The organism is Mixta sp., from assembly GCF_024610815.1.
GTDB classification, from domain to species: domain Bacteria; phylum Pseudomonadota; class Gammaproteobacteria; order Enterobacterales; family Enterobacteriaceae; genus Mixta; species Mixta calida.
This window is the reverse complement of the sequence record NZ_JANION010000112.1, coordinates 1-14,495: the sequence shown is the minus strand read 5'-3', so window position 1 is coordinate 14,495 and position 14,495 is coordinate 1. Positions and strand designations below refer to the sequence as shown.

Below are 14,495 nucleotides of genomic sequence, written 5' to 3'. Positions count from 1 at the left end.
CTCTCCCTCTGTAATATCTCCCGCCTCGCTTTTGCATGCGGCCACGGCGGTTATTCCCCGCCTGCGGCGTTATCCGCTGCCTGTTTACCGTTTATCTTCTGCCAGAGACCGCCTAACCCTTCATAGACGGCGCGTTCGCTATGGCTCAGCCACAGCGGCGAAGGCAGCGCTTTTTCCCACCAGTTAAGCGGCGAGTCGATCGCCATTTGATTTGCCGGCGTGGCCAAAGGCGATAAGCCCCGATGGTGGAAAAAGGCCATCGCGCGCGGCATATGATTCGCAGAGGTCACCAGCAGGAACGGGCGCTGCCCGACGATTTTTTTGACCTCCTGCGCCTCATCGTCAGTATCGCGCGGTCGATCAAGCAGAATGATATCCGCCTGCGGCACGCCGAGCGACGCGGCGACCGTTGCCGCCACCTGCGCATTGCTTACCGGATTGCTTAACGCCGGGCCGCCGGTAAAGATCATTTTTGCGCCCGGATGCATGCGCCACTGACGTACGCCCTCGGTGATGCGCGGCAGGCTGTTGCCGATCAGATTGGAGCTGGGCGCCCAGGCGGGATTCCAGGTATAGCCGCCGCCCAGCACCACGATATAGTCGACGTCGGCCGCCTGATTGCGGGTAGGATAGCGATTTTCCAGCGGACGCAGCAGGCCGTCGGCGACCGGCTGCAGACTTAGCGCGAATAAGATAACCCATCCCGCAGAAATGATGATTTTCCCGCTTTTTTGCCAGCGGGTGAACCAAAGCAGCAAAATCCCGACGGCCATGGTCAGAAGCAGGAGCGGTAAAGGCAGCAGTATCCCGCCAGCGATTTTTTTTAAAGTAAAAAACAACATTACGGATTCCTTTTGTCCGAAAAAACATCATCCGACAGCCAGAATTTGCATCAAAGGTTCATTCTGCGCTGGGGTATGACAAAATAGGCGCTACTTAACGGCCATTCACCGGAGCTGCCGCAATGCAGGATCGTAACTTTGACGATATTGCAGATAAATTCGCGCAAAACATTTACGGTACCACTAAAGGGCGTATTCGTCAGGCCATCCTGTGGCAGGAGCTGGACGCGCTGTTGACTACCTTGCCGGATCGGCCGCTGCATGTTCTTGATGTCGGCGGCGGGCAGGGGCAGATCGCCTGCGGCCTGGCGGCGCGCGGTCATCAGGTATTGCTGTGCGACATTTCTGGTGAAATGCTGCAGCGCGCCCGCATCAATGCGGAGCAGCAGAACGTGATTGCCAACATGCAATTTAAACAAATTAGCGCGCAGCAGGTGGCGCAACATTTGGATAACCCAGCCGATCTGGTATTGTTTCACGCTGTGCTGGAATGGGTCGCCGAACCCGAAGCGATCCTCGCCGCGTTGTACGATGCGCTGGCGCCGGGCGGCGTGCTGTCGCTGATGTTTTATAACCTGCACGGCCTGATTCTGCAGAATCTGGCGCACGGGAATTTCGGCTGGCTGGAAGCGGGCATGATAAAGCGGAAAAAGAAAACGCTGTCGCCCGATTACCCGCGCGATCCCCAGCAGGTTTATCAGTGGCTGCAGACGTGCGGCTTTAGCATTGAACGCCGCGCCGGCATTCGGGTATTTCATGATTACATGCACGATAAGCAGTTAAGAATTGATGAATTTGATCGGGTGCTGGCGATGGAAACACGCTATTGCCGACAGGAACCCTTTATCAGCCTCGGGCGCTATATCCATGTTACCGCGCGGAAACCCGCCCAGAAGGACCAACTATGAGTGATTTTTCCCAGACTGTCCCGGAGCTTGTCTCCTGGGCGCGGAAGAATGATTTTTCCGTTTCGTTACCTACCGAACGTCTGGCCTTCCTGCTGGCTATCGCCACGCTCAACAGCGAGCGGATGGATGGCGAAATGAGCGAAGGCGAGCTGATTGACGCGTTTCGCCACGTCAGCAAAGCTTTTGAGCAGACGCATGAAACCGTCATGGTGCGCGCCAACAATGCGATAAACGATATGGTGCGCCAGCGTTTGCTTAACCGCTTTACCAGCGAAATGGCCGACGGCAACGCGATTTATCGTCTCACGCCGCTGGCTATCGGCATTACCGATTACTATATCCGTCAGCGCGAATTCTCCACGCTGCGTCTGTCGATGCAGCTTTCCGTGGTGGCGCAGGAGCTGAAGCGCGCGGCGGACGCGGCGGAAGAGGATGGCGATGAGTTTCACTGGCACCGCAACGTCTTCGCGCCGCTAAAATATTCCGTCGCGGAAATCTTCGACAGCATCGACTTAACTCAGCGCCTGATGGATGAACAACAGCAGGCGGTGAAAAGCGATATCGCCGAGCTGTTGAATCAGGACTGGCGCGCCGCGATTTCCAGCTGCGAGCTGCTACTCTCCGAAACTTCCGGCACGCTGCGCGAGCTGCAGGATACGCTGGAAGCCGCGGGCGATAAGCTGCAGGCCAACCTGCTGCGCATTCAGGACGCCACGCTCGGCAGCCCCGATCTCGGCTTTGTCGATAAGCTGGTGTTCGATCTGCAAAACAAGCTGGATCGCATTATCAGCTGGGGTCAGCAGGCGATCGATCTCTGGATCGGCTATGACCGCCACGTCCATAAATTTATTCGTACCGCCATCGACATGGATAAAAACCGCGTCTTTGCGCAGCGGCTGCGCCAGTCGGTGCAGAACTACTTCGATCAGCCCTGGGCGCTGACCTACGCCAACGCGGATCGTCTCTTCGATATGCGTGACGAAGAGATGGCGCTGCGTGACGAAGAGGTGACCGGCGAGCTGCCTTCCGAACTGGAATATGAAGAATTCAATGAAATCCGCGAGCAGCTTGCAGCAATGATTGAAGAAGCGCTGCAGATTTACAAAACGGAAAATAAACCGCTTAACCTCGGCGAGGTGATGCGGGATTATCTGGCGCAGTATCCACGAGCCCGTCATTTTGATGTGGCGCGTATCGTCGTCGATCAGGCGGTGCGCTTAGGCGTGGCGGAAGCTGATTTTTCCGGGTTGCCTGCGCAATGGCAGCCCATTAATGATTACGGAGCCAAGGTGCAGGCGCATGTCATCGACAAATATTGAACAAGTGATGCCGCTTAAGCTGGCACAGGCGCTGGCGAATCCGATTTTTCCCGCGCTGGACAGTCAGCTGCGTGCGGGGCGACATATTGGTATCGAAGAGCTGGACAACCACGCCTTCCTGATGGATTACCAGGAATATCTCGAAGAGTTTTATGCGCGTTATAACGTGGAGCTGGTACGCGCGCCGGAAGGTTTTTTCTATCTGCGCCCGCGCTCCACGACGCTAATCCCGCGCTCGGTGCTGTCGGAGCTGGATATGCTGGTGGGGAAAATCCTCTGCTATCTCTATCTCAGCCCGGAGCGCCTGGCCAACGAGGGCATTTTCTCTCAGCAGGAGCTTTATGACGAGCTGCTGAGCCTGGCGGACGAAGGCAAGTTGCTGAAGCTGGTGAACCAGCGTTCCACTGGATCCGATCTCGATCGGCAGAAGCTGCATGAAAAGGTGCGCGCCTCATTAAGCCGCCTGCGCCGTCTCGGCATGGTGTGGTTTATGGGCAACGACAGCAGCAAGTTTCGCATTATGGAATCGGTATTTCGCTTCGGCGCGGATGTGCGCAGCGGCGACGACCCGCGCGAGGCGCAGCTACGCATGATCCGCGTCGGTGAAGCGATGACGCTGGAAAACAGCGTCGAAGAACAGAGTGCTGAGCGCCAGACAGAAACGGCGGAGGATGAAGAGGAATGATTGAACGCGGCAAGTTTCGCTCGCTCACGCTGATTAACTGGAACGGTTTTTTCGCGCGCACCTTTGAGCTTGATAATCTGGTGACCACGCTTTCCGGCGGCAACGGCGCCGGCAAATCCACCACTATGGCGGCGTTTATTACGGCGCTCATCCCCGATCTGACGCTGCTGCATTTTCGTAACACCACCGAGGCTGGCTCCACCAGCGGCTCGCGCGATAAAGGCCTGCACGGCAAGCTGCGCCCCGGCGTCTGCTACTCCGTTCTCGACGTGGTCAACTCACGCCATCAGCGGGTAATCGTCGGCGTGCGACTGCAACAGGTGGCCGGACGCGATAAAAAAGTGGATATTCGTCCCTTCAGCATTCATGGCCTGCCGAGCGCGCAGCATCCTACCGAAGTGCTGACGGAGACGGTCGGCACGCGTCAGGCGCGCGTACTGCCGCTGAATGAGCTGAAAGATCGCGTCGAGGCGATGGAAGGCGTGCAGTTTAAACAGTACAACTCCATCATCGACTACCACAGCCTGATGTTTGAACTGGGCATTGTGGCGCGTCGTCTGCGTTCCGCCAGCGATCGCAGCAAATTCTATCGCCTGATTGAAGCCTCGCTGTACGGCGGTATTTCCAGCGCCATCACCCGCTCGCTGCGCGATTACCTGCTGCCGGAAAACAGCGGCGTGCGTAAAGCGTTTCAGGATATGGAAGCCGCGCTGCGTGAAAACCGCATGACGCTGGAGGCGATTCGCGTCACCCAGTCCGATCGCGATCTTTTTAAGCATCTTATTTCCGAAGCCACCAATTATGTGGCGTCGGACTATATGCGCCACGCCAACGAACGTCGCATCCATCTGGACGGCGCGCTGGCGCTGCGCAACGAGCTTTTCGCCAGCCGTAAACAGCTGGCCGCCGAACAGTATCGCCATGTCGAAATGGCGCGCGAGCTGGCTGAACACAGCGCTGCCGAAAGCGATCTGGAGACCGACTACCAGGCCGCCAGCGATCATCTTAATCTGGTGCAGACAGCGGTGCGTCAGCAGGAGAAGATCGAGCGCTACGAGGCCGATCTCGATGAGCTGACCTATCGTCTGGAAGAGCAGAATGAAGTGGTGGCCGAAGCGCGCGAAGTGCAGGACGAGAGGGAAGCGCGCAGAGAAGCGGCCGAGCTGGAAGTCGATGAGCTGAAAAGCCAGCTGGCGGATTACCAGCAGGCGCTGGATGTGCAGCAAACGCGCGCGATTCAGTATCAGCAGGCGCTGGCGGCTTTGAAGCGCGCGCAGGAGATCTGCCGTCTGCCGGAGTTGACTATCGACAACGCCGAAGCGTGGCAGGAGACGTTCCAGGCGCGCGAACAGGAAGCGACGGAAACGCTGTTGCAGCTGGAACAGAAAATGAGCGTGGCCGAGGCGGCGCACAGCCAGTTTGAGCAGGCATTCGAGCTGGTATGCAAAATTGCCGGACCGGTCAGCCGCAGCGAAGCCTGGCAAACCGGGCGGGAGCTGCTGCGCGACGCCGCCAACCAGCGTCATCAGGCCGAACAGCTCGCTTCGTTGCGCATGCGCCTCTCCGAAATGGAACAGCGTCTGCGCGAGCAGTATGAGGCGGAGCGTTTGCTGAATGAGTTCTGCAAACGTCAGGGCCAGCAGTATGAGGCTCATGAGCTTGAAGCGCTGCAGCATGAGCTGGAAGCGCGCATCGAGCAGCTGGGGCAGAGCGTCGCCGACGCGGGCGAACAGCGCATGATGATGCGTCAGGAGCTGGAGCAGGTGCGTGAGCGCATCAGCCAGCTCACCGCGCGCGCGCCGCACTGGCTGGCGGCGCAGGAGATCCTGACCCAGCTCAGTGAGCAGACCGGGCAACCGCTGGAAAACAGCCAGCAGGTGACCGAGTTTATGCAGCAGCTGCTGGAGCGCGAGCGTGAGACCACGGTTGAGCGCGACGAGGTAGCGGCGCGTAAACGTGAAACCGAACAGCAAATTGAACGCTTAAGCCAGCCCGGCGGCTCGGAAGATCCGCGCCTTAACGCGCTGGCCGAACGCTTCGGCGGCGTGCTGCTCTCTGAAATTTATGATGACGTCACCTTTGAAGACGCGCCTTACTTCTCGGCGCTCTATGGTCCGTCGCGCCACGCTATCGTGGTGCCCGATCTGTCTCTGGTGCGCGAACAGCTGAACGGTCTGGAGGATTGCCCGGAAGATCTTTATCTGATCGAAGGCGATCCGCAATCCTTCGACGACAGCGTGTTCAGCACTGAAGAGTTGGACAGAGCGGTCGTGGTGAAAGTGGCGGAGCGTCAGTGGCGCTATTCCCGCTTCCCGAAAGTGCCGCTGTTCGGGCGCGCCGCGCGCGAGAAGCAGCTGGAACTGCTGCATAACCAGCGCGAGCAGCTGGCGGAAACGTACGCCACGCTCTCCTTTGACGTGCAGAAAACTCAGCGCCTGCATCAATCCTTCAGCCGCTTTATCGGCACTCATCTGGCGGTGGCGTTTGAAGAAGACCCGGAAGCGCAGATTCGCCAACTCAATGCGCGCCGCGGCGAAATCGAACGCGCGCTGAGCGCGCATGAAAGCGAAAACCAGCAGCAGCGTCAGCAATATGATCTGGCGAAAGAGGGCGTGGCGCAGTTAAACCGCCTGCTGCCGCGCGTGAACCTGCTGCTTGACGACACGCTGGCCGATCGCTGCGAAGAACTGCGTGAGCTGCTCAGCGAAGCGCAGGAGGCAGCGCGCTTTATTCAGCAGCACGGCGGCCATCTTTCCCGGTTGGAGCCGCTGCTGAGCGTACTGCAAAGCGATCCGCAGCAGCATGAACAGCTGAAAGCAGATTACCAGCAGGCGCAGCAGGCGCAGCGCGAGGCGCGTCAGCAGGCGTTCGCCATCACCGAGGTGGTGCAGCGCCGCGCCCATTTCAGCTATGCGGATTCCGCCGGCATGCTGACCGGCACCAGCGATCTAAACGAAAAACTGCGTCAGCGTCTGGAACATGCCGAAGCGGAGCGCGCCCGCGCCCGTGAACAGCTGCGCGAACATCAGGCGAAGCTGACCCAGTATTCGCAGGTGCTGGCCTCGTTAAAGAGCGCCTATGACGCCAAGCGTGACATGCTGAAAGAGCTGCAGCAGGAGATGCTGGATATCGGCGTTCAGGCGGACGCCAGCGCCGAAGAACGCGCGCGCATTCGTCGCGACGAACTGCATAACGCGCTCAGCCATAACCGTTCCCGTCGCAACCAGCTGGAAAAACAGCTGACCTTCTGCGAAGCGGAGATGGATGGACTGCAGAAGAAATTGCGCCGTCTGGAGCGCGATTATCATATCAGCCGTGAACAGGTGGTCAGCGCTAAAGCGGGCTGGTGCGCGGTCATGCGCATGGTAAAAGATAACGGCGTTGAGCGGCGTCTGCATCGGCGCGAGCTGGCCTACCTTGGCGGCGACGAGCTGCGCTCGATGTCGGATAAGGCGCTGGGCGCGCTGCGTCTGGCGGTAGCCGACAACGAACATCTGCGCGATGTGCTGCGTCTCTCGGAAGATCCGAAGCGGCCGGAGCGCAAAATCCAGTTCTTTATCGCGGTTTATCAGCATCTGCGCGAGCGTATTCGTCAGGATATTATCCGCACGGACGATCCGGTAGAAGCGATCGAGCAGATGGAGATCGAGCTGAGCCGTCTGACGGAAGAGTTGACCGCGCGCGAGAAAATGCTGGCGATCAGTTCGCGCAGCGTCGCGAATATCATCCGTAAAACTATTCAGCGCGAGCAGAACCGCATCCGTCAACTTAACCAGGGGCTGCAAAGCGTCAGCTTTGGTCAGGTCCGCAGCGTGCGGCTGAACGTCAATGTGCGCGAAAGCCACGCCACGCTGCTGGATGTGTTGTCGGAACAGCATGAGCAGCATCAGGATCTCTTCAACAGCAACCGACTGACCTTCTCGGAAGCGCTGGCGAAGCTGTGGCAGCGCCTGAATCCGCAGATTGATATGGGACAGCGCACGGCGCAAACCATCGGCGAGGAGCTGCTTGACTACCGTAACTATCTGGAAATGGAAGTCGAGGTCAACCGCGGTTCGGACGGCTGGCTGCGTGCGGAGAGCGGGGCGCTGTCAACCGGCGAGGCGATCGGTACCGGTATGTCGATTCTGGTAATGGTAGTGCAGAGCTGGGAAGAGGAGGCGCGTCGCCTGCGCGGTAAAGATATCAGCCCGTGTCGTCTGCTGTTCCTGGATGAAGCGGCGCGTCTGGATGCCAAGTCGATCGCTACGCTGTTTGAGCTTTGTGAACGTCTGGAGATGCAGCTGATTATCGCCGCGCCGGAAAATATCAGCCCGGAGAAAGGCACGACTTACAAACTGGTCCGTAAAGTCTTTAACAATACGGAACATGTTCATGTCGTCGGGCTACGCGGTTTTTCTGCCGATCCCATACCGGGCGCGGGTTTGCCGCAGACGCAGGTAGAACAGGGCCAGCGTGAGGATGAAAAAACGCAGGTTTGATATAGTAAAAGCATTGCGTGACGTTTAATCTAATCAACGGCATTTGCTCTTTGAGACAAATGCCGTTTTTCGTTTATATACTTATTATAATAATTAACAGGTTTGACGGTGTGTTAACCGTCGATAAAAACAGGCAGGGGGCAAGGATGTTGCTGGCAAAAAGTAATGCAGTAAAAAAAACAGCGCTGGCCTGTGCGGTCGCCATTAGCCTGCTACAGACGGTAACGGCCGAAGCGGCGATTATCACGGCCGTACCCGGCCAGATTGTTGGCGACACGATGAGCGCAGCCGCGGCGCAACAGAAAATGCTGGCCGCATTGCCGCAGGGCGTTAAACCTTTTTATACCGGAACGCTGGCCACCCTCTACGCTGCGCGCCAGATGCAGCCGCTCTGGCAGGACAGAGAGGGAGTACAGCAGTTCCAGCAGCAGCTGGCGGAAATGGCGCTCTCCGGCGTTCAGCCGCAGTTTACTCAGTGGGTACAGCAGTTAACTAATCCCGACATTACCGGTATGGCGCGCGATGTGATTTTATCGGACGCTATGCTCGGCTATTTGCAGTTTGTTTCCAGTGTGCCACAGCAGGGCGAGCAGTGGCTTTACAGTCGTGTGCCATACAAAATGGCGCTGCCGCCGATGTCCGTGACGAATCAGTGGATCTCAGCCGCTGACGCCGGTCATCTGTCAACCTTTGTTCGTTCGCTGGCACCGCAGCATCCGCAGTATGCGCGCATGCACAAGGCGCTGAAAACGCTACTGGCGGACACTCATCCCTGGCCGCAGCTCAAAGATAAGCAGACGCTTCGTCCAGGCCAAATCAGCGATGACGTGCCGGCGCTAAGAGAGATTTTACAGCGCACCGGTATGCTTACGCATAGCGATACGCCAGCGCCCAGCGATGATGCAGCGCCCGCTGACGCGCGCGCGCTAAATCATCACAGCCAGACGGCGGTCGTCAGCCCATCGGCGGCAAATGTTGCCGACCTGCCTGCCGCGACGCCGGAAAATCCCGGCAATGTCGCGGCGTCGCAGCCGGTAGCGAACAGCGATAATGTTTACAGCTCTGAGCTGACCGAAGCGGTAAAACGTTTTCAGCGCTGGCAGGGGCTGGACCCTGATGGCTCTGTCGGTCCGCGCACGCGTGAGTGGCTGAATGTGTCGCCGCAGCTGCGCGCCGCACTGCTGGCGTTGAACATCCAGCGGCTGCGTCTGCTGCCGGATGATATGCGTAACGGCATCATGGTGAATATTCCCAACTATTCGCTGGTCTACTATGCCGACGGCAATAAGATCCTCTCTTCGCGCGTTATCGTCGGGCGTCCCGATCGTAAAACGCCGTTGATGCGCAGCGCGTTGAATAACGTGGTGCTGAATCCGCCGTGGAATGTGCCTACGACGCTGGTGCGTCAGGATATTATTCCTAAGGTTAAGCGCGATCCCAGCTATCTCTACAAACATGGCTATACGCTGCTGTCGGGCTGGAGCAATGATGCAGAAGTTATCGACCCCAGCATGATTGACTGGAGTATGGTGTCGGCGTCAAATTTCCCGTACCGGCTGCGTCAGGCGCCGGGCGCGACTAACTCGCTCGGCCGCTTCAAGTTTAATATGCCCAGTTCTGATGCCATCTATCTGCATGACACGCCCAATCACGGTCTGTTTCAGAAGGATATTCGTGCGTTAAGTTCAGGCTGCGTGCGGGTGAATAAAGCGTCTGAATTGGCCAATCTGCTGTTGCAGGACGCAGGCTGGAACGACGCGCGTATTTCCAGCAGCCTGAAGCAGGGCGATACGCGCTATGTGCCTATTCGTCATCGCATCCCGGTTAATCTGTTTTATTTGACTGCCTGGGTTACTGATGATGGCGAGACACAGTTCCGAACAGATATTTACAATTATGATACTACGGCTCAGTCGGGCACCCGCATTCTCGCCCAGGCAGGCCAGCTGTTACTTTAGTCGTTGATTTTTTATTCTTTTCTCCGGCTCGCCTGCCTGCTCAGGCAGCCGGTTTCTTAATCCCTTCTCCTTTTATCTTCACATTCCTGTCCCTGGTACCTTGACGTTAATAAAAGTGGCGGTTATGGTGCGGGCTTGTGTACTTTTTGCACGCTTCGCTTTCTTTTTGTAGGTAAACGCATTTTATGGCTACTATTTATTCTCAACGTCGTAAGCTGCTGGTTTTTGGTGGTGCGGCAGCAGGGCTTGCGCTGCTTCCTGGCTCAGCTCTTGCCTCAGTTTCGACTTCTCGCCCCCGCATTCTGACGCTTAACAACCTTCATACTGGCGAAACGCTGAAAACGGAATTTTTTAACGGCAAAAGTTACGATAAAGATGAGCTGGCACGGTTAAACCATTTTTTCCGTGACTATCGGGCAAATAAAATTAAAAGTATCGACCCGAAATTGTTCGATCAGCTCTACCGCTTACAGGCGATGCTGGAAACCCGCAAACCGGTTCAGCTTATTTCGGGCTATCGCTCGCTTTCCACCAATAATATGCTGCGTGAAAAAGGCAGTGGCGTAGCTAAACACAGTTACCATACGCTTGGGCAGGCGATGGATTTTCATATCGAAGGCATTTCTCTGAGCAATGTGCGTAAAGCGGCGCTGAAAATGCGCGCGGGTGGTGTAGGATATTACCCCCGCAGCAACTTTGTGCATATTGATACCGGGCCGGTTAGGCACTGGTAACTGAGAGAAATTCCGCGGCGCTGCTGGCTGCGGATAATGGAGCATTATGGATTATCACATTATTCCCGTAACGGCGTTCGCGCAGAACTGTTCATTAATCTGGTGTAGTGAAACGCGCGAGGCGGCGCTGGTGGATCCTGGCGGCGATGCGCAGCTGATTAAGCAGCAGGTAACAGCGCAGAATGTGACGGTAAAAGCGGTGCTGCTTACCCATGGCCATCTCGACCACGTTGGCGCGGCGGCAGAACTGGCCGCGCACTATAACGTATCGATTATTGGGCCGCAGAAGCAGGATGCTTTCTGGCTGGAGGCGCTGCCGGTACAGAGCCAAATGTTTGGGCTGGCGGAATGCGCGCCCCTGACGCCCGATCGTTGGCTGGAAGAAGGGGATAAGGTACAGGTAGGGCAGGCGACGCTGGACGTTTTACATTGTCCCGGCCATACGCCCGGACACATCGTCTTTTTTCATCGCGCGGGCCGTTTACTGATTTCCGGCGACGTTATTTTTAGCGGCGGCGTAGGGCGCACCGATTTCCCGCAGGGAGATCATCAGACGCTAATAGACTCGATTAAAAATAAACTGTTGCCGCTTGGCGATAATATTACTTTTATTCCTGGTCACGGGCCAATATCGACGCTGGGCCGTGAACGCATCAGTAATCCTTTCCTGAACTGATAACCGCAGAAAAGAAAAATGGGCCAGCAGAGGCCCATTCTTTACATTGTATAAAACTTAAAGCACAGCCACGATCGCTTCGCACAGCGCCGCCATATTATCCGGCGTCATACCCGCCACGTTAACACGTCCAGAATTTACCGCATAAACGCCAAACTCTTCGCGCAGGCGAACAACCTGATCTTTGTTCAGGCCGCTAAATGAGAACATGCCGTTCTGGCGAATGATAAAGCTGAAGTCGCGATTCGCGCCTTTCTCCTGCAATGTATTCACAAACAGCTGACGCATACGATGAATACGCTGACGCATATCGGTCAACTCCTGCTCCCAGATAGCGCGCAGCGTATCGTTGCCAAGAATAGTGGCGACAACGGCCGCGCCATGCGCCGGCGGGTTAGAGTAGTTCGCGCGGATGGTGTATTTCACCTGACTGAACGCGGTATCTGCAACGCTCTGATCGGCGGCAACCAGCGTCAGGGCGCCTACACGCTCATTGTAGAGGCCAAAGTTTTTGGAATAGGAGCTGGCGACGAGCAGTTCGCTGTGGCTGGCGGCAAAGATACGCAGGCCTTCCGCATCCTCTTCCAGACCGCGTGCAAAGCCCTGATAGGCGAAGTCGAACAGCGGCAGCCAGCCGCTCGCTTTGGACAGCTCCGCCAGCTGCGCCCACTGTTCAGATGTCGGATCAATGCCGGTTGGGTTGTGGCAGCAGCCGTGGAACAGCACTACGTCGCCTGCTTTAGCGCCGCGCAGGCTGGCCAGCATAGCGTCAAAGTCGAGCTGATGAGTCTCGGCGTCATAATAGTTATATTCGCAAACTTCGAGTCCTGCGGAGCTGAAGACGTTTTTATGGTTGGGCCAGCTTGGATTGCTGATCCAGACGCGTTTCGCTTCGGTTTGCGTCGCCAGGAAATCAGCCGCGACACGCAGCGCACCGGTGCCGCCAGGCGTCTGCGCCGTGCGGGCGCGTTTGCCGCTGATAATCGCGCTATTCTGGCCGAACAGCAGCGCCTGAGTACAGCGGGCGAAATCGGCCAGGCCATCAATGCTGAGATAATTTTTAGTGGTTTCGTTTTCCAGCAGATACTGCTCAGCTTTTTTGACGCTGGTTAATACCGGCGTCTGGCCGGTTTCATCTTTATAAACGCCGATGCCAAGATTTATTTTATTTGGGCGATCGTCGGCGCGGAAAAGATCGGCTAAGCCAAGAATAGGGTCGGCGGGTGCAGCACTAATATTTTCAAACATATGAGAGGTCCGTAAGCTTCAAGAAAAGCGAATGAGGCTTCAGGTTAACGCCAGAATGTTTAAATGCCAACCGTTTGCGAGAAAAAGAACGCGGGAAATATAAAGCTGAAAATAAGGAAACAAAAACGGGGCCAGAGGCCCCGTTTTTCGCTTTGGCGCAGAGTATTCGCTCTGCATCCATCGCCTCTTAGAACTGGTAAACCAGGCCCAGTGCTACGGTGTCGTCGGTATTCAGACCCAGCGGGTTGTTATCATCCAGCTGGTTGATACGGTAGTCAACGTAGGTAGACATATTTTTGTTGAAGTAGTAGGTCGCGCCCACATCAACATATTTAATCAGATCCGCATCGCCGACGCCTTCAATGTCTTTGCCTTTAGACTGAACGTAGGCGATAGACGGACGCAGGCCAAAGTCGAACTGGTACTGAGCAACAATCTCAAAGTTCTGTGCTTTATTTACGAAGCCGGACGTGGTGGCATTTTCGTAAGTTACACCGTTGTTGGCAACAAAAGTGCCAGAGCGAGAAACGCTGACAGGCGTTGCGTTACGGGTTTCACCATACATAGCCGCCAGATACAGGTTGTTGGCGTCATATTTAATGGCAGTAGCCCAAGACTCAGCTCGTTTACCCGCGCCTTCGCCAGTAACGTCGGTGGTACTGGTTACGTTTTCACCAGAATAGACAGTGCGTGCGCCAGCAGCCTGTACATCAGTACGGTCGCTGCTGCTATAACCAGCGGCGAAGCCTACGCCAATTGGCGTTTCGTAGCTGGTGGACACGCCCCAGCCGTCGCCATTCGCACGACGCGGATCGTCGTTACGTTCGTTTTTGCCCTGATACTGAACGGCAAAATTCCAGCCATCCACCAGGCCAAAGAAGTTGGTGTTACGGTAGGTCAGCAGACCGGTGCTACGACCGTTCATGAAGTTGTCGGAATAAGCAGAGTCGCCGCCGAATTCCGGCAGCATATCGGTCCAGCCCAGCGCGTCATATACTACGCCGTAGTTACGGCCATAATCGATTGAACCGAAGTCGCCGAATTTCAGACCGGCAAAGCCCAGACGGGTTTTGTTGCCATTCTGAGCGTCACTGCCGCCTTCAGAGTTATTAGCCTGGATGTTGTATTCCCACTGGCCGTAGCCGGTCAACTGATCGTTGATCTGGGTTTCGCCTTTGAAGCCGAAACGAACGTAAGTGTTATCACCGTCGTCGCCAGCGTAATCAGAGAAGTAGTGCAGACCGACAGCTTTACCATACAGATCCAGCTTATTGCCGTTTTTATTATAGATTTCCGCTGCATTTGCTGCACTGGCAGCTAACAGAGCAGGAATAACCACTGCCAGAATGTTGCGCTTCATCATTTTTTATTACCCTCATTGGAGTTATTTGGACACCTGCCACTGCCGTCAAGAATTATTTACAAATGCTTGATGAGAGTTTGGTGTCTTCCTGTGTCTGCTGGCATCTTTCCATTCACCGGCAGGTAATTCTACTCCGAAAATGCTACTAAACCCTAATAGTAGTTTCAATAGGAAAATATGTATTACAAAATGTAAAAATTGGGGAACTTTGTGAGATATCTCAAAATTTACAAAAATAAAAAAAGGCTGACAGAGTCAGCCTTCTTATATATATGAATTTC

At 55.9% G+C, this 14,495-nt stretch carries 10 protein-coding genes; 7 read left to right on the top strand and 3 right to left on the bottom strand.

Annotated features, from left to right (window positions below):
• Positions 1–50: 50 nt before the first annotated feature.
• A complete protein-coding gene (gene elyC / locus MYY08_RS07810; protein ID WP_038630066.1) occupies positions 51–839 on the bottom strand; it encodes an envelope biogenesis factor ElyC in 789 nt (262 codons plus the stop codon).
• 125 nt (positions 840–964) lie between these two features.
• On the opposite strand from elyC, the gene cmoM reads away from it, so the two are divergent.
• The 7 genes from cmoM to MYY08_RS07775 all read left to right on the top strand — a co-directional run bounded on the left by cmoM (position 965) and on the right by MYY08_RS07775 (position 11,603).
• Complete coding sequence (cmoM, locus tag MYY08_RS07805) at positions 965–1,750, top strand: tRNA uridine 5-oxyacetic acid(34) methyltransferase CmoM (RefSeq protein ID WP_038627025.1); 786 nt, start codon at positions 965–967, stop codon at positions 1,748–1,750.
• Positions 1,747–3,069, top strand: a complete 1,323-nt coding sequence (mukF, locus tag MYY08_RS07800; protein WP_038627023.1) for a chromosome partition protein MukF — start codon at positions 1,747–1,749, stop codon at positions 3,067–3,069. The genes cmoM and mukF overlap by 4 nt, the downstream gene beginning before the upstream one ends.
• Positions 3,050–3,754 carry a chromosome partition protein MukE gene (mukE, locus tag MYY08_RS07795; RefSeq protein WP_038627021.1) on the top strand — a complete coding sequence of 235 codons (705 nt, stop codon included), beginning with the start codon at positions 3,050–3,052 and terminating at the stop codon, positions 3,752–3,754. Before mukF ends, mukE begins: the two co-directional genes overlap by 20 nt.
• On the top strand, positions 3,751–8,235 hold the full coding sequence (gene mukB, locus MYY08_RS07790) for a chromosome partition protein MukB (protein ID WP_052133921.1): 4,485 nt from the start codon (positions 3,751–3,753) through the stop codon (positions 8,233–8,235). Before mukE ends, mukB begins: the two co-directional genes overlap by 4 nt.
• A 146-nt stretch (positions 8,236–8,381) precedes the next feature.
• Entirely contained in the window at positions 8,382–10,193 is a 1,812-nt protein-coding gene (gene ldtD / locus MYY08_RS07785; protein ID WP_038627018.1) for a L,D-transpeptidase, read from the top strand.
• 185 nt (positions 10,194–10,378) lie between these two features.
• Positions 10,379–10,927 carry a peptidoglycan L,D-endopeptidase MepK gene (mepK, locus tag MYY08_RS07780; protein ID WP_288013877.1) on the top strand — a complete coding sequence of 183 codons (549 nt, stop codon included), beginning with the start codon at positions 10,379–10,381 and terminating at the stop codon, positions 10,925–10,927.
• Between the two features lie 46 nt (positions 10,928–10,973).
• Positions 10,974–11,603, top strand: coding sequence for an MBL fold metallo-hydrolase (locus MYY08_RS07775; protein ID WP_038627015.1), 630 nt, complete (start codon positions 10,974–10,976; stop codon positions 11,601–11,603).
• 57 nt (positions 11,604–11,660) lie between these two features.
• On the opposite strand, the gene MYY08_RS07770 is transcribed toward MYY08_RS07775, so the two are convergent.
• Together MYY08_RS07770 and ompF are read right to left on the bottom strand one after the other, a co-directional pair.
• Positions 11,661–12,851: an amino acid aminotransferase gene (locus MYY08_RS07770; RefSeq protein ID WP_084970355.1), complete on the bottom strand. Its 1,191-nt coding sequence runs from the start codon at positions 12,849–12,851 to the stop codon at positions 11,661–11,663.
• 187 nt (positions 12,852–13,038) lie between these two features.
• A complete protein-coding gene (ompF, locus tag MYY08_RS07765) occupies positions 13,039–14,214 on the bottom strand; it encodes a porin OmpF (RefSeq protein WP_084970354.1) in 1,176 nt (391 codons plus the stop codon).
• Positions 14,215–14,495: the final 281 nt, after the last annotated feature.